This is a genomic window from Saccharothrix sp. NRRL B-16314 (assembly GCF_000716595.1).
GTDB lineage: Bacteria > Actinomycetota > Actinomycetes > Mycobacteriales > Pseudonocardiaceae > Actinosynnema.
In genome coordinates, this window is sequence record NZ_JNXC01000005.1 from 135,904 (window position 1) to 150,215 (window position 14,312).

22 protein-coding genes and 1 pseudogene are annotated in these 14,312 nt (G+C 69.6%); 11 read left to right on the forward strand and 12 right to left on the reverse strand.

The features are described 5' to 3' along the window. Positions 1-152: 152 nt before the first annotated feature. Positions 153-647 (reverse strand): annotated as a pseudogene (locus OQ02_RS47140) (site-specific integrase); the annotation flags it as partial. Between OQ02_RS47140 and OQ02_RS45675 the strand changes: the two are divergent. From OQ02_RS45675 to OQ02_RS11795, 9 genes are all read left to right on the forward strand, one after another. Continuing rightward, positions 619-1,107: a hypothetical protein gene (locus OQ02_RS45675; protein ID WP_033438393.1), complete on the forward strand. Its 489-nt coding sequence runs from the start codon at positions 619-621 to the stop codon at positions 1,105-1,107. The pseudogene OQ02_RS47140 and the gene OQ02_RS45675 sit on opposite strands and share 29 nt — an antisense overlap. Positions 1,108-1,115: 8 nt before the next feature. Continuing rightward, on the forward strand, positions 1,116-1,616 hold the full coding sequence (locus tag OQ02_RS45680) for a hypothetical protein (protein ID WP_231499972.1): 501 nt from the start codon (positions 1,116-1,118) through the stop codon (positions 1,614-1,616). Positions 1,617-2,279: 663 nt separating this feature from the next. Further along, on the forward strand, positions 2,280-2,543 hold the full coding sequence (locus OQ02_RS42305; RefSeq protein ID WP_081915557.1) for a helix-turn-helix transcriptional regulator: 264 nt from the start codon (positions 2,280-2,282) through the stop codon (positions 2,541-2,543). 58 nt (positions 2,544-2,601) lie between these two features. Continuing rightward, entirely contained in the window at positions 2,602-2,778 is a 177-nt protein-coding gene (locus OQ02_RS11775; RefSeq protein ID WP_231499973.1) for a helix-turn-helix domain-containing protein, read from the forward strand. Between the two features lie 68 nt (positions 2,779-2,846). Then, entirely contained in the window at positions 2,847-3,428 is a 582-nt protein-coding gene (locus OQ02_RS40865; protein WP_231499974.1) for a hypothetical protein, read from the forward strand. Between the two features lie 77 nt (positions 3,429-3,505). Next, entirely contained in the window at positions 3,506-4,906 is a 1,401-nt protein-coding gene (locus tag OQ02_RS11780; protein WP_033438394.1) for a hypothetical protein, read from the forward strand. Positions 4,907-5,105: 199 nt separating this feature from the next. Beyond that, positions 5,106-6,062 (forward strand): hypothetical protein, encoded by a 957-nt coding sequence (locus tag OQ02_RS11785; protein WP_156076989.1) that lies wholly within the window; start codon positions 5,106-5,108, stop codon positions 6,060-6,062. Continuing rightward, the gene (locus OQ02_RS11790; RefSeq protein ID WP_033438396.1) at positions 6,052-6,231 is read left to right on the forward strand and encodes a hypothetical protein; all 180 of its coding nucleotides are present in this window, start codon (positions 6,052-6,054) and stop codon (positions 6,229-6,231) included. The genes OQ02_RS11785 and OQ02_RS11790 overlap by 11 nt, the downstream gene beginning before the upstream one ends. Before the next feature lie 279 nt (positions 6,232-6,510). Beyond that, positions 6,511-6,921 carry a phage terminase small subunit P27 family gene (locus OQ02_RS11795; RefSeq protein ID WP_051772182.1) on the forward strand — a complete coding sequence of 137 codons (411 nt, stop codon included), beginning with the start codon at positions 6,511-6,513 and terminating at the stop codon, positions 6,919-6,921. Positions 6,922-6,981: 60 nt separating this feature from the next. Here OQ02_RS11795 and OQ02_RS11800 read toward each other — a convergent pair whose 3' ends face one another. Next, positions 6,982-7,215, reverse strand: a complete 234-nt coding sequence (locus tag OQ02_RS11800) for a hypothetical protein (protein ID WP_033438398.1) — start codon at positions 7,213-7,215, stop codon at positions 6,982-6,984. A 136-nt stretch (positions 7,216-7,351) separates the two neighbouring features. On the opposite strand from OQ02_RS11800, the gene OQ02_RS11805 reads away from it, so the two are divergent. After that, the gene (locus tag OQ02_RS11805) at positions 7,352-7,543 is read left to right on the forward strand and encodes a hypothetical protein (protein ID WP_033438515.1); all 192 of its coding nucleotides are present in this window, start codon (positions 7,352-7,354) and stop codon (positions 7,541-7,543) included. A gap of 174 nt (positions 7,544-7,717) precedes the next feature. On the opposite strand, the gene OQ02_RS44750 is transcribed toward OQ02_RS11805, so the two are convergent. The 8 genes from OQ02_RS44750 to OQ02_RS11830 all read right to left on the reverse strand — a co-directional run bounded on the left by OQ02_RS44750 (position 7,718) and on the right by OQ02_RS11830 (position 12,636). After that, entirely contained in the window at positions 7,718-7,885 is a 168-nt protein-coding gene (locus OQ02_RS44750; protein ID WP_197043296.1) for a hypothetical protein, read from the reverse strand. A gap of 14 nt (positions 7,886-7,899) precedes the next feature. After that, a complete protein-coding gene (locus OQ02_RS11810; protein ID WP_081915543.1) occupies positions 7,900-10,032 on the reverse strand; it encodes a hypothetical protein in 2,133 nt (710 codons plus the stop codon). A 76-nt stretch (positions 10,033-10,108) separates the two neighbouring features. After that, positions 10,109-10,285: a hypothetical protein gene (locus tag OQ02_RS43700; protein ID WP_156076990.1), complete on the reverse strand. Its 177-nt coding sequence runs from the start codon at positions 10,283-10,285 to the stop codon at positions 10,109-10,111. Between the two features lie 58 nt (positions 10,286-10,343). Beyond that, the gene (locus OQ02_RS40870) at positions 10,344-11,399 is read right to left on the reverse strand and encodes a DUF2637 domain-containing protein (RefSeq protein WP_051772183.1); all 1,056 of its coding nucleotides are present in this window, start codon (positions 11,397-11,399) and stop codon (positions 10,344-10,346) included. Then, on the reverse strand, positions 11,396-11,713 hold the full coding sequence (locus tag OQ02_RS11820; RefSeq protein ID WP_033438399.1) for a hypothetical protein: 318 nt from the start codon (positions 11,711-11,713) through the stop codon (positions 11,396-11,398). The genes OQ02_RS40870 and OQ02_RS11820 overlap by 4 nt, the downstream gene beginning before the upstream one ends. Beyond that, positions 11,710-11,925 (reverse strand): hypothetical protein, encoded by a 216-nt coding sequence (locus tag OQ02_RS11825; RefSeq protein WP_033438400.1) that lies wholly within the window; start codon positions 11,923-11,925, stop codon positions 11,710-11,712. Before OQ02_RS11825 ends, OQ02_RS11820 begins: the two co-directional genes overlap by 4 nt. An 83-nt stretch (positions 11,926-12,008) precedes the next feature. Beyond that, positions 12,009-12,131: a hypothetical protein gene (locus OQ02_RS46650; protein WP_269321612.1), complete on the reverse strand. Its 123-nt coding sequence runs from the start codon at positions 12,129-12,131 to the stop codon at positions 12,009-12,011. 82 nt (positions 12,132-12,213) lie between these two features. Then, entirely contained in the window at positions 12,214-12,636 is a 423-nt protein-coding gene (locus OQ02_RS11830; RefSeq protein WP_156076991.1) for a DUF6907 domain-containing protein, read from the reverse strand. 191 nt (positions 12,637-12,827) lie between these two features. Here OQ02_RS11830 and OQ02_RS11835 point away from each other — a divergent pair, with 191 nt between their 5' ends. Next, the gene (locus OQ02_RS11835; protein ID WP_033438402.1) at positions 12,828-13,046 is read left to right on the forward strand and encodes a hypothetical protein; all 219 of its coding nucleotides are present in this window, start codon (positions 12,828-12,830) and stop codon (positions 13,044-13,046) included. A gap of 230 nt (positions 13,047-13,276) precedes the next feature. Here OQ02_RS11835 and OQ02_RS42310 read toward each other — a convergent pair whose 3' ends face one another. Beyond that, the gene (locus OQ02_RS42310; RefSeq protein ID WP_197043297.1) at positions 13,277-13,444 is read right to left on the reverse strand and encodes a hypothetical protein; all 168 of its coding nucleotides are present in this window, start codon (positions 13,442-13,444) and stop codon (positions 13,277-13,279) included. Between the two features lie 160 nt (positions 13,445-13,604). Further along, entirely contained in the window at positions 13,605-14,276 is a 672-nt protein-coding gene (locus OQ02_RS11840) for a hypothetical protein (RefSeq protein ID WP_033438403.1), read from the reverse strand. Positions 14,277-14,312 lie beyond the last annotated feature (36 nt).

Sequence of the window (14,312 nt, forward strand, 5' to 3'; positions counted from 1 at the left end):
GAGCCCGTAGGGAGACCATCCGTACCCGTTGAACGCTTTCGGGGAATCAGCGCGGCGGTCCTTTCCGCGGCTTCTCTCGCCAATTCAGGGACCACGCTGGTGTACGTGTCGCGGGTCAACACCGACGACGAGTGCCCCAGCATCTCCTGAACCACCTTCACGTCCACTCCGGCGGTGAGCGCGAGCGTGGCCGCGCCGTGCCGGAGGTCGTGAAGCCGGATCGGCGGCAACCCCGCATCGGCGGCCAGGTCCCCGAACCGGGAGGTGACGTTGGCCGGGTGCAGCTCGGTCCCGTCCTCGCGGGTGAAGATCCGCCCGGAGTCCGTCCACGCCTTCCCCCACTGCATCCGCTCGGCGAGCTGGGTCCGGCGCCAGGTGCGGAGCACCGTCACCGTCTCGGCGTCCAGGTGCACCGTCCGCGCGCCTGCGTCGCTCTTGGGCGTGCCGGACTCGACCGCCCACCCGAGTTGCACGAGCTGTTCGGAGACGACCAGCGTCCCGGCGTCGAGGTCGACATCCGTCCACCGCACGCCACACGCCTCACCGCGGCGCAGGCCGCGCAACGCGATCAGGTGGTACAGGGCGTAGAGCCGTTCGTCGTGCGCGTGGTCGAGAAACGTGCCGGTCTGCTCGGCGGTCCACACCATCACCGGTGACGGCCGCTCGGTGGCGTCCAAGTGCTCGATCTCCCGGCGCAGCAGGTCCGCGCGGTACTGGTCGGACAGGGTCCGCGCGTCGGCCAGCTCGGCGACGGCCTCCGCACGGCGCGCCCGGTTCGCCTTCCATGCGGTGACCCGCTCGACGCTCCACACCACGGCCTTCGGCCTCTTGGCGCTCTCCATCTCCACGATGGTGGCCACGTTGACCAAGAGGAGCTGTTGGCGCATGGCGTCGTTGAGCGCCTTGCGCAGCGTCGCCCGGATGCGCTGCTTGCTGGCCGGCCCCACCGCCCGGCGGTTCTTCACCGCGGCCCGCTCGGAGTCGGTGCCGGTCGCCCGGATCTCCGCGATGCGTCGGTTCTCAGCGTCGATCGCCTCGAACATGTCGGACACGTGCGCCACGCGAAGCTTGTCCAGCGGCAGCGGCCCGAGGTGCGGCACGAGGTAGAGCCGCACGTGCGATTCGTAGGAGCGGAACGTGGCGGCCTTGAGCTTGCGGCGCCCGGACAGCCACGACGTGAGCCACTGCTCGACGGTCAACGTTCCGGCGAGGGACTGGCCGGTCTGGTCGCGGCGGCGCACGTCGTCGTAGTCCGGCAGCGGCTTGCGCCGGCGGAACGCGTCGTCGACCAGGCGCAGGATCTCGGCACGCGCGGCGGCACCGGCCGGACCAGGGTCCGGGATGGAGAGCAGCCGGTCAACGGCGTCCTGTGCGGCTTCGGCCTTGTCCTTGCTGTCGAACCCGCCGCGCTTCATCACCTGGCGCTGCTCGCCCTCGGACACCGGCACTTCAAGGCGGAAGTACCAGGTGCCGTGCTTCGGGTTCCACGCGCCGTCGGCTCGTCGCAGCCGCGGGCAGGTCGCGCCGACCTCGCGCCCGTTGGCGTCGCGGCACTTGCACCGCTTGTACGTGCTGCCTCTGCCGCTCACTTCAGCTACCCGCCTTCCGTGCCTTGAGGGCCGTCATCCGGCTGCTTTCCCCGGCCCCTCAGAAGGCCCGAGGAACCCTTGGTTACGGGCAAGAGCGATCCACCGGCCGGTCTTGGACCTTGATAGCTGGAACAGGTCCGACACTGTCTTGGCTGGGGGGTCGCCAACCGCGATTGACCAGCGATAGATGTAGGCCAGGAGGGCTAGCGTCCGGTCAGTCGGACCTTCCTCGGCTGCCTTGCGAACATCTTCGGGACTAACTGATCTTTGAACGAGTTCAAAGACTCCTGTCGGAAGCTCCTCCACCTCGCGCAGCTCTGAAGCAGCCTCACGAGTCAGCGAGGCAATAGGCAGCGCTCGTACACCATCCAAGGTGACAGGTGGGCCATTCTCCCGTTGGGAGACCGTTACACGCGCTGCGACAAGCCTTCCCTTCTGAGGGATCACTGCCACCTCGACGTCGTACCCCTGCACGTCCTCGGCCTCAACGAGGATCGGGCTGTGGATCACTAGGCCTGGGCCTACGGGCCGTGTCTTTCCCCGGCCAAAACGCAGTGTCACCTTGTTCACCTAGGCATCCTCGCATCGATGAGTCACTCATGCCAAGGCTTACCCAATCGCGCGCAGTGCTGATACAGTCCCTCCGTAGGTCACCTACGTACCCCGTGACCCACCCACGATGGGACTGTGATGACAGGCGACGGAAACTTGACGGACAGGCGGTTGCTCAGCCCACAAGAGTTGGCCGAGTACACCGGAGTTCCGCTGGCGACCATCTACCGGTGGAACAGCAAGGGATCAGGGCCGCGACGGCTTCGGGTCGGAGTCCACGTCCGATACCGCCTGAGCGATGTCGAGGCATGGCTCGAAGCTCAGGAATCCGGCCAGGGACGCCCCGCACCCACCCTCATGGCCGACGTATCGGCCAACAGCGGTGACGGCCATGCCGCGTGACGCCCTGCGCCCCCCGACCATCGATGAGATCAGAGCTTGGCCAGCGACGGTGGATCTCGTGACCGCCGCCAGCACGGTGGGCGTCCGCAGGACCAAAGCGCACGAGATGGCGCGTTCCGGGACGTTTCCCGTCCGGCTTCTCAAGATCGGGAACCGCTACCGAGTCCCCACCGCGGACCTCTGCGAATACCTCGGCATCCGGATCGACGCAGACGACGCAGCGCCGGCGGCATGACCCCCAGACATGACGATGGCCGGCCCCCGCTGCAAGGAGACCGGCCGTCACGAGAAAGGCCACCAACCATGACCAACCATCCTCGGCAGGGACAGTCTAACCCGTACGTGCGTGTCGTCATCCGCCTCACCGAAGGGGACGCCGTCCGCGCCTTTACCCAGTCGTGGACCGACGCGGCTAGCGGCAACGGGCCGCATCTCGGCACACCCGAGTGGGCCGCACTTCCCGACGACCACCCGGACAAGCTCGCGGCAGTCGGGTTCGCGGTACGCCGATGGTTCGAGGCGAACACCTTGGAAGCGCAGGCAGAGCGCGCGGAGGTCGCCGAGTACCTCGACCGGACCGCCGAGAAGCAGGCCACGGTGGTCATGTCCGAGATGTGGTGGGACCGGGGCCGAACGTGCGTGACGTGCCGCGACGAACGCGGGCAACTGCTCGGCGCTGCGTGCCCCCGGCTGAAGACCGACCGGCGTCACGGCTACCGCGCCGACTTCCCGACGTTCGCCGAGCTTCAGCGTCGCCGCGCTGTGGTTCCACCCACCCGCGTCATCGACCCCGACGCCGTAGCCCGGTGGGTCGCCACCGGCAGCAGCAACCCCCAGACCACCCCGGCCGCGGCGCGGCGGGCAGGACGGAGCACTGCGGCGTGACTACGTTCAACCCAACCGACCAGTGGGAACCCCCCGAGGAACCACTAGGCGGTTGGACTGCGGAGGAAGCCGCCGAGATGCGCCCAGCGCACCTCGCGGTGGTCCCCGCACTCGAAACCGGGAGCTCTCTGGCCGGTCCGGCCCTGAACCTCCCCGACGAGTTCTGGACAGCGCGGCCTGTCCTCCGCCACATCCGCGACGCTGCCCGGTCGCGGTTCGCCAGCCCCGACGCCGTTCTCGGTGCCGTGCTCGCACGGCAGAGCGCCTACCTGAACCCCGGCGACAATGTGGACCTGTACAGCACCGGCAACGGTGCCCCGATGACGGTGTTCGCGATCATCCTCGGACACCCCGGCACCGGCAAGGGACAGGCAGTCCGGTGCGCCACCGACCTGCTTACCGTGCCCAAGCACCTCACAGACGAGTTCCGCGCCCGGTCCCTCGGGTCCGGTGAAGGCATGATCGAGGCGTACTACGGGATGGCCGACGACATCGGACCGAAGGGCGAGCCGGTCAAAGTCCGGGCACAGGTCCGCTCAAACGTCCTGTTCGAGCTGGACGAAGGCGAGTCCCTGCTCAAGGTCATCACCGGGCGCAGCGGAACCACCGTGGCCCAGATGATCCGATCGGCGTGGTCCGGCGAGAACCTCGGGCAGGCCAACGCCAGCGCCGAGCGGGACCGGCAACTACTGGCCGGCGGCTACTCGATGGGGCTGGTCATCGGGTTCCAGCCGGACACCATCGGACCCTTGTTCGACCCCAAGCAGGTCGGTGGAGGCACCCCACACCGGTTCTTGTTCTGCTCCGCACTCGACCCCGACGCACCCGAGGAACTACCCCCGTGGCCGGGACCTCTGAACAGCACACCAACCAACAGCGGCCCGCGGCCAGATGCCCCGCCTGTCCAGCACGTCCTCAAGGACCGCGCCATCCGTGCGGAGATCATCGCGACCCGACGCGCGGTGCTCACCGGGCACACCACCCTCAGCGAGCAGGACACCCACGCCACTCAGTTCCGGGGCCGCATCGCCGCGCACCTCGCCCGGTGGGACGGGCGCCAGGACGTCACCGCTGAGGATTGGGAGTTGGCCGGGATGGTCATGGGAACCTCGGCCGCCGTCCGTGACTCCGCCATCGCCCACGGCCGCAGCCTTGCGGCACGAGAGGCAGAGGAACGCGCACAACGCGTTGTGTCGGTCGGCGTCCGCACTGCCGACGCCGTCGCCGAGAACACCGAGAAGCGCGAACAGGTCGCGTTCACCAACTGCGTATCGGTCCTGGTGCGCCGTGTCGCCCGCGACGCGAACGTGCCCGCGGTCGAGCACCGCCAGCTCAAGGACGCGTCCGGGCGATACCGCGCCCACTTCTCCGCCGCGCTCGATTACGCCGTCGACCGCGGCTACCTCGTCCCGGAGAAGGCCGGTCGCGGCAACCGCTACCGCGTCGGTCCGAACGCCCCGGAGGTGCTGGATGCATAAGGGGGAACGGGGGAACGGGGGGAACGGCTCATCGCTCGCGCGGCGGCTACCGCCCGTAACCGCCGACAGAGCGAAACCCTCTGACCTGCATAAATACATTCGCCATCTGACTCCACGTGAACGCGCGAGAGACAGAGCGACCCAACCCGTTCCCCCCGTTCCCCCGTTCCCCCTTTCCTCACACTTCGGAGAAGCGCCCATGAGACTGCTCGAAAAGATCACCGCAGCAATGCCCGGCGTCCGCGAAGCCGAGACCGGCCTGGCCATCATCAAGGAGCACCTCGCAGACCTCGCCGCCCGAACGAAGCGCCGCAACCTCGACACCGCACTACTGACCGACATCACCGCCGCAGCCTGCGCCGGCGGACCGCTTCCCGACGACCTCGGCCGCCGCGCCCACGAGAACGCCAACCACGGCGAGATCCTCAAGGCCGAGGAGTCGGTGCTCGTGTGGGCTCAAGCCGCCCTGGAGAACAGGCGTGAACTCGCCGTACAAGACGGTGCCGACGACGGACTCGACACCCTCCACGACCACCTTGGAGAACTCATCGACGAAGCCCGCACGCTCCTGACCCACCTCGACGGCATCCACAGCGCACAAGACGCCATCACCAGCGGCCCCGCCGCAGCATCGGCCTGGGCCAGTCTCGGGCCGCTGGCCGAGCGCTACCAGGAGATCCGTGATGCGCAAGTCACCCTGTCTCAGAAGCGGTGCGGCACGGACACCCAGTGGATTGAACTACCCGCCAGCGGGCAACAGGTGTCCCTGCGCAGCGTGCTGAACCTCGTTGGCGAGATCGCCAACTACGCCGAGCTGCACCCCGACTGGCGCCGCACCATCCAGGACTTGCCCAAGGACAAGCGCGACCCGCAGCCGTTCGTCTTCACCGACCCCATCGGCCACCTGCGAAGCCTGCTCGCCAACCCCGCGGTCGAACTGTGGGTGCCCACCATCGGGCAGGCCGCCGAGAAGTACGAGCGCGCCCGCGTGATCGCCGCCGAACACCAAGCAGCGATCGACAAGCGGGAAGACCGAAAGCCCTACCCGACGCCCATCATGCTGGACAACCTGGCCAGCCAGATCCGCGCCCACCGAACCTCTGCCGAACTCCAGCGCGCCGCCCGCATCATGAACGGAGGCCACCGTGAGAAGTGACTACACCCCCGCCGAGATCCGCGCTCTGCCCGACACCGGACGTAACCGCGGCCTGCTCCAAGCCATCGCCCGCTTCGGCAACCTCACGGTGCGGCAGACCGCCGCCGACCGGCTTCGCGAGTGGAACCACAACCAGCGGCAAGCACCGACCGGCAACGACGCAGCCTGACCGACCCGACAGGGGTGTCCATTGCGCACCCCCTGTCGGCACCACCTGACCAGCACGGACGCAGAGCTTCGAGCCACCCCCAGGCGGTGACCCCGCCCGGGGTGGTCTCCACACGCAGCGCTCTCGGCAAGGGCCGTGTGCGTGCTGCCGAGTTTTCGAGTTTTCACCCCAGGAGGTACCGGAATGGGTAAGAGAGGGCCTGCCAGGCGGCCTACCAGCCTGGCCATCCTGCACGGGGAGCGTTCCTCGCGGCTGAACCTGAATGAGCCGAAGCCCAGCATGGTCGAGGTGGTCCCGCCGGCGTGGTTGGACGAGCGGGCGCTGGCGGTCTGGGAGCGGTTGGCGCCGGACATGGTGGCCAAGGGCGTGTTGACGGCGTGGGATGTGGACGCGTTCGCCCAGCTGTGCACGGTGGTGGTCATCGCCAGGGAAGCGTTGGCGGACATCGCGGAGAACGGGTCGAGCTGCAAGACGGTGGTCCGGGAGTTGTCGGACGGGACGTTGATCTACGACCTGCGCAAGAACCCGTCCTGGCAGATCGCGCGGGAGTCGATGGGGCTCATCGTCAGTCTCGGCGGCCGGTTCGGCTTGAACCCGTCCGACAGGTCCGGGTTGACGATGGACTCGGGATTTGGCGACAAGGATGACGACTTGCTCTCCCCGCACAACCCGGGCCGGCTTCTGAGCTGACGGGGTGCCCTACCCCTTGTGCGGGCCTGGACCGGATAGTGCTGATCATGGCCGCGGGCACTACCGGTGGTCGGGGACGAACGTCCGCCAACCCACCTGACCCCGGATGCGGGCGATGGTGTCGAGTACGAGGTCGTGGCAGCCCTGACCGGCGTCGGCCACGACCTGGTCCATGAAGTCGTTCGCGCCGTCGAGGTCGTCGGCTGCTAGGTAGGACTCGACCTCGGCGACGCAGCGACGCAGGTAGGCCCACAGCTGTGTCACCTGGTCCTCGGTCAGCGTGATCTGGAACATGCCTCACCATCCGCGATCGTTCTGAACGTCCCATCCGTTCCGTGCAGAGAGTGCCACAAAACGTCCCATCGGTTCTGCCTGTCCCACTCGTTCCGACCACCAGGCGAACGTCCCGTTTGTCCCACATCGTGTGGGTGTGAGCAGCGAACTCGTGTCCACCACGCTGGCCGCCAAGGCGCTCGGCATCGGCCGGACGACGCTGCACCGGTGGTGGACCGAGGGCCTGGTGACACCCGAACTGGTGACGGCGGGCGGTCACGCCCGGTGGGACGTCGAGGCGCTCAAGGCCCAGTTGCGCGCGATGCGACGCACCGACGCCGACGAGTAGCCGCACGTGCCCTTGTGCGGGCCTGTGCGGGCCTGAACCGACGTGGTCCGCACTACCTCCGCACGAGACGCTTGCGGCCCGTACAGCGCAGCTCAGAGCGCGTTGTACGGGCCGTAGACGGGTCTGCACGAGGTGCACGGGGTCCGCACACCCTGTGCGGACCCCGTGCGGACCTCACTTGTTCTTCTGCGCTGCCTCGCAGGCGGGGCAGACCTTGCGGCCGAACACCCGCGGGAACACCACGCGGTCGGCGGCGGACCACCGCTCACCACAGAGGGTCTTGGCGGTGCCGTCCCACCAGCTGCGCTTGCCGATGTGCACGAGGTCGTCGTCGTTGGACATGTCGGAGTCTCCAGTCAGTAGCGGGTGATGGCGGTCTTCACGGCGTCGATCGAGACGACCGTGACCGGTTGCGGGGACCCGTTGAGTCGTTGGCGCGCGGGGTTGGGGCGTTGGACGCCGGCCGCGCGCAGTGCCTCGCCGAACCGCTTGGCGTCCCACCCGATGCGGTCGGCGAGCTCGGCGACCGGGACCAGGCCGTGCTCCTGGTCCTCGATGACGTCGACCAGCAGCGCCAGCACCTCGGGCATCTCGAGGTCGTCGACGATCTCGGCGTCGACCACCTCGGCCACCGGGGCCGACGCGGCTGCTTCCTGGTCGATGAGGTCGGCGACCTCGGGCGGCAGTTCACCGAGCACGGTGTCCCCGACCGCGTCGCCGGTGAGGGTGCCCGCGGCCTCACGCAGCGCCCTGCCGCGCTCGCACGCAGCCCGGATCTCGGCGATGCCGAGCAGGTCCGTCGACACCGTGACGGCGTCACCGGCGGACAGGTCCGACTCGCCATCGGCGCCGAGCAGCAGCCCGACGCCCTTGTGCGCCTTGAGCAGCTTGGAGGCGTCCATGCCGGCCTTGTAGGTGCCGGCACCGAGGATGGTCTCCGACGCCTGCCACGTCATGACCTTGAGAGCGAAGCGGGTGCCGAGCTGGCCGCGGAGCTTGTCCGGCAGAACCTTGCCGTCCGGCTTCTGCGTGGCCAGGACCAGCGAGTACCCGGCGGCCGGGCCGGTCTTGGCGATGAACGTCAGCAGGTCGCAGATCCGCTGCCCGATGCGCTTGCCCTTCGGCTGGTCTGGGTCGAGCGGCGTGTCGTTCTCCAGGTAGTTCTGCACCTCGTCCACGGCGATCACGGTCAACGGCATCCCGTGCGCGGGGTCGCGGGTGATCTCCGGTGTCACCTTCGACTCGGGGCACAGGTCGTCGTTCATGTCGGCGAGTCGCCCGAAACGGTCCTCGACGTCCGCGGCGGCCTCTTCGAGCACGGCGACCAGGCGCAGCGCCGACGCGGTACGGGCGTCGCGCACGAACCGGTGCGCGACCCGCTCGAACGGCCGGAAGTCCTTGCCGCCCTTGCCGTCCGCCACGATCAACCGCACGTACGGGTCCAGTGCCGCCGCGGTGACCGGGATGCGCGCGGCGTACGTCTTGCCCATGCGCGGGATGGCGCCGACCAGCAGCGACGTCCACACCACCGGCACGTCGACCCGCTCCCCGCGTGCCGTGCGGCCGAACGGCACCGCCCGCCACAAGTCCCACTCGGGGGCGTCGGCCAGCGGGGAGGACACGGGCGGCTTGGCGTAGGGGTCGGAGTGGCCGATCCACACCGAGATGCGCCCGGCGTGGCCCTGGTCCCCGCGGACGCGTTCGAGGATGAGCCGCACCTCGTCCACCGCCAGCGCCGACGCCAGCGCCTCGCGCTTGGCGACGACGTCGGACGCCTTCCGCGACGGCGGCAGGTCCAACACCATCGACCAGCCGGACGGGTCGTTGCGGGGCCGCTCCACCATGAGCAGGCCCTCGGCCTTGCCGATCGCGCCGGCCGCCCGGAACGCCTCGACCAGGTTGTTGCCGTCCATCAGCATGGCCAGCGACCGGGCGCCGCCGAGCGAGGCCTGACGGCCCGGTGAGCCGTCCCGACGCCGTCCGACAACGGCGAGTGCCACCGTGGCAGTGCCACCGACGAGAGCGACTGTCAGCCCGCCGGACAGCCACCACCACACGGTGCCGCCGACCCCGGTCATGCCGACCCCCGCGAGGCTGAGCAGCGCCCGACGCTTGCGGACCTCGGCGATGTCCTGCCACCTGGCAGCGAGGGTGTCAGTCGACTTGGCGGCGGCGTAGAAGTCGGCGACCCGCACCCACTGCCACCATGCCCGGCAGGCCACCACCGAACCGCGTACCACCGCACCGGGGTAGCGCAGTGGCATGACCGCGACGGCCCGCGTCATGTCGGCGACAGCGGCGTTGTCCTGCCACCGGGCGGGCAGCTTCGCGCGGGCGACCTCGACGGCCTTCCGTGCGCGTGACCGCTGGTACTCGTCCTCGGTGACCAGTTCGCCGGTGAGCACCTGGCGCACCGGTTCGGCGGCTGCGCCCGGCAGGTGCACGAGGTTGCTCGGCTGGTCGTCGTCACGGGGCAGGGGTTGTGCCATGATCTCGGCTCCACTCCTCGGGGTGGGACCAGGTGGGCGGCCAGGGTCTCCAGCCGGTAGCCGCCCACCTGGGGCTTCAGGTGGTGTAGGTGCCGGACAGGGACACCGGCTTGCCGTGCTGGGGGCAGGTGGCGTTGGCGGTGGCGACCCCGTGGGTGCCTCGCACGACGCTGACCGGCATGTCGTAGGTGACCGGGTGCCCGGCCGGGCAGGTACCGGTGGTGTGGACGGTGATGCTCACCTGGTCGCTCATCTCGTGTTCCTCCTGGTGTTGGTGCTGCTCGTGGCGAGCAGCGCGACTCTGTGGCGGCCTACGTGGTGACGGCCGGTCGGGGACCGTCGTCACCGGGGCCGGTAATGGCGCGGCACACGATCGCCGCGTGCTCGGCACGGCAGCGCAGGAACTTGCGCACCGCGGCCTGACTCGGCCGGTCCGGCAGGGCACCGGAGGCGATGGCGGCACGGACACGCGCGACGTGACCCGCGATCCGTTCCGCGATCTCCACCGGCACCCCGTCGAGGAGCGTTTCCGCACTTCCCGGCCCATACCCGGCGCTACCCAGGTACTCGGCGACCTCGGCCGCCAGGGCGTCGCCGAGCGCCGTGTCAACCTCGGTCACCGGAAGGCCGGGAACGATCGCGGGCACCAGCCGGGAACGACCCCACCGGCGCCGGTAGGCCACCAGGCCGGGCCGGTGCACAAGGGTGGCGGTGCCGTCCGGCGCGAGCTCCGCGACCGCCTGGCCCAGCGCCGCGCGGCGGACCGCGAGCACCTTCCGGGCGGCCTGCCGGTCCAGCCGGGAAGCGTCCCGCTCGGCACGGGTACGGCGGGTACGGGCCGGCGCGGCGGTCACCAGCTGGTGCACCACGACACCGCCGACCGACACCAGCGCCATCACCACGCCGTACGCCACGGTCGAGCCGTGCACGAAGTTCAGGACGGCAGCCACCGCGGCGAACACCCACGTCCCGACGTGCAGCCACCCGACCGGGCGACCCGCGCGGCGGGCCATCGGCACGGCGAACGCGAACATCCACATCGCGCCCTCGGAGAACAGCGGCAACAGCGTGCCCACCGGCCCGAACACCTCACGGCCGTAGGCGGCCATCGCCGTCCACGCCAGCACCGCCGGAACCACGATCACCGGCACGAACAACAGGTTCAGGGTGTTCGCCCGGACCCATCCGGACAGCACGGCCCGACGCTCGGCGCGACGCTGTGCCGCCGCGTCCCGCTCGGCCTGGCGGCGCTCGGCGTCGGCCTGCCGGTCGGCGCGACGCTGCTCGAACATCAACGCCTGATCGGCGCGGCGCTGCTCCGCAGCCGCCACCCGGTCGGCACGCCGGTCCTCCGCCCACCCGCTCACCGGACACCCCCGGCGGTGTCCGCGGACATCCGCTGTTCCCAGGAACGCAGCGACGCCCGCGCGTCGGCCGCCCGCTGCTCGTGCAGCCGCGCGGCGTCGTACGCGGCCGACCACAGCACGTGGTGCATCGCGGACCCCACCGGCGTCCCCGCGCCGATCTCGTTCCACAACGCGGCCAACTCGGTCTCGACCTCGGCAAGCCGGCGGTAGTAGTCGCACCACTCCCGCGCGGTGGTCGTCGACACGCCGCGCAGCGCGGCACTCCGGTCCTCTGCCGCACGCACCCGGTCCAGGATCGCTTTCCACTGGATCACCGGACACCGCCCGAGGTGGTCGCCGGCGCGGTGGACGCGGTGTGCACCGACAGGCGCGCGGTGTCGCCGGCGTCGGCCAGGCGCTCGGCGACGTCGGCGACCAGCGCCGCGGCAAACACCACGATCCGGGCGCACAGCGTCAGCACGGTCACCACCGCGAACGCCACGGCCACCGGCAGCGGCAGCCTGCGCAGCGTGTTGAACGTGGTCACGGTTCCTCCCTCAAGGTTGGCGGGCTGAGACGCCCCGGATATCCACCGACCACCAGGCCGGTGGACACCCGGCACGGTCAGGGTCAGTAGTTGGCGTGGCACCTGTCGCACAGCACCGTGCCGTTGCCGGTCTTGGCGCTGCACCGGACGCACAGCCCGATGCGGCGCTCGTTGTCGTTGTTGGTGGCGGTCTTCGTGGTGATCACAGTTGGTGTCCCTTCGGAATACGGGCTGAGTCGCCCCGTGAAGCCCACCGACCGGCGCGCGGCCGGTGGGCAACCGGCACGGTCAGACCGCGCGGGATCGGGCCAGCGCTTCGGCATCGTCAGCGGCGTCAAGCAGCACGGCAGCGAGACGGCGCAGGTCCGAGGGATCGAATGTGAGGTGATCGCGCCCGTTGGTGTCGATGTGCAGCTCGATACCGGCGTACCGGGCCGCGCCCACCGTCTCGGCGACGACGCTGACGCTGACGGACCGTCCGAGGTCGGGCGTCATGGAGTCCTTGACCACGGCCACCGGCCGCTCGGCGTGGCACATCTTCTTCCGCAGGCCCTGCACCGCGTGGCGCACGTGATCGGTGATGCAACCGGCCAGGCACGGCATCGGGTTCAGGTGCGCGTCCAGCCCAGCCGTAGGGCCGGCGAACATGCCGTAAATGGGCACGTCGCCCGGGTTGGCGTCGGTTGTCCGGATGCTGCGAGAATCCGTCATGGGTCCGCTCCCTGGTTGAGTCAGGTCGGTGGATCAAGGCCCTCGGTCGGTGCGCCAACACCACCGGGGGCCGCTCGCTTGTTCAGGGTTTTCGCTGATCGCGTCTTCCCTGTGTCATGACACAACGGTAGCCTTGTGTCATGACACATGCAACCCCCATCACGGACGATCGTCATGACACCCTGGCGCCCGTGACAGTCAGGAGCGGGCGCGGCACTGCTCGGCAGACCATCCGCGTTGACACCGACCTGTGGGACCGGTTCGGCGCGGCAGCCGAGCAGTCCGACACCGACCGGTCGGAAGCGGTGCGCGCGTTCATCCGCTGGTACCTGCGTGAGCCGGGGGCGAAGATGCCGCGCCGGCCGGACGCCTCCACGGGAGACCACGGGGAGACCGCACGTTCCGATTGATCCCGGTCTAACGCGACACGGCTTGACACTTCCGCAAGACTTCTACCTGCGGTAACGGCGGAACATGACATCATGCGTCACTATCCGACACGTTCTCACGGGCACTCTTAATCAGCGGGTTCGGGGTTCGAGTCCCTGGCGGCGCACAATTCGGAACCAGGCCGGTATTACCACCGGCCTGGTTCTTTTTTTATGCCCGGACGACATCGCCGGTGATTCGGAAGCCGGATTCACGGCGATCCGTGCACTTTCCCGCTCCGCAGTGGCGAGGGCTCCACCCGGGGCAGCTTCGCGGCCTGGTCTGGTAGCCACCAGTTCCACATCCCCATCATCGCCACGGTCGCCGCCACCAGGACCGCGCGGATCACGGTCGCGTCCAGGACCATTCCCAGTGCCATTCCGGACGCGAACAGGCCACCATCGCCCCGATCACGGCACGACCGACAGCGGTTCATCAGGACCGCTTTGAGCGGCAGCAACGACGAGCCGTGACCACCAGTCCGGAACAATGATCGCCTTCCCGCGGTGGCATGGCCTGGTACACCGCCGTGGTGGCGGTCACCCGAAAGCGAGTGCGATCCGTCTGCCGGCCAGCAGCCGGGTCCGCTCGACGTCCTGGTTCACGAGGGCGTCCGTGTTGCGATCGAGGCGGTCGTAGGACTTGGCCAGGAGCCAGTGGGCGGCCTCCGCGCCGATCGGGGTCAGCGGGCCTTGTTCGGCCAAGCGGTGGCGCGCGGTGGTGACGTCCCGGGTGACGAACGCCGTGCGCACCTCGCCGCCGGACAGCTCGTCGATCAGGAACACCATCGCGTGCCCGTCGTCCCCGAACGTATAGGTGCAGATCAGGGCCAGGTAGCCGGCGTCGATGGAACGGTCGCAGATCCAGGCGCCGCCGACCGCCAGGGCCGGGCGGGCCGGGGCCACGGCGTTCGCGGCCCACTCGCGCGGCCGGCCGGTGAGGGTGGCGGCCAGGACGCGGAGCAGGGCGTGGTTGCGGCGGCTGGGCAGTGAGACGGCGTGCTCGATCAGACCCGCCCAGAACTCCTCGTCCGGCCGGACGTCGGCGACGGCGGTGCTGACCGTCAACTCGGCCTCCAGCGGGTCGAGCAGTTGCGGCAGGGTGCGGCAGCGGTGCACGACCCGCTGCTGCTCCGCGGTCAGCGGCGTCCCCTGTGGACGGCGGACCACCACGATCTGCCGCCGTTTCGTGGTCTGCGTCTTCCGGCTCACGGCGCGAGGCTGGCACGTCGGAGCGCGCGCAGACCC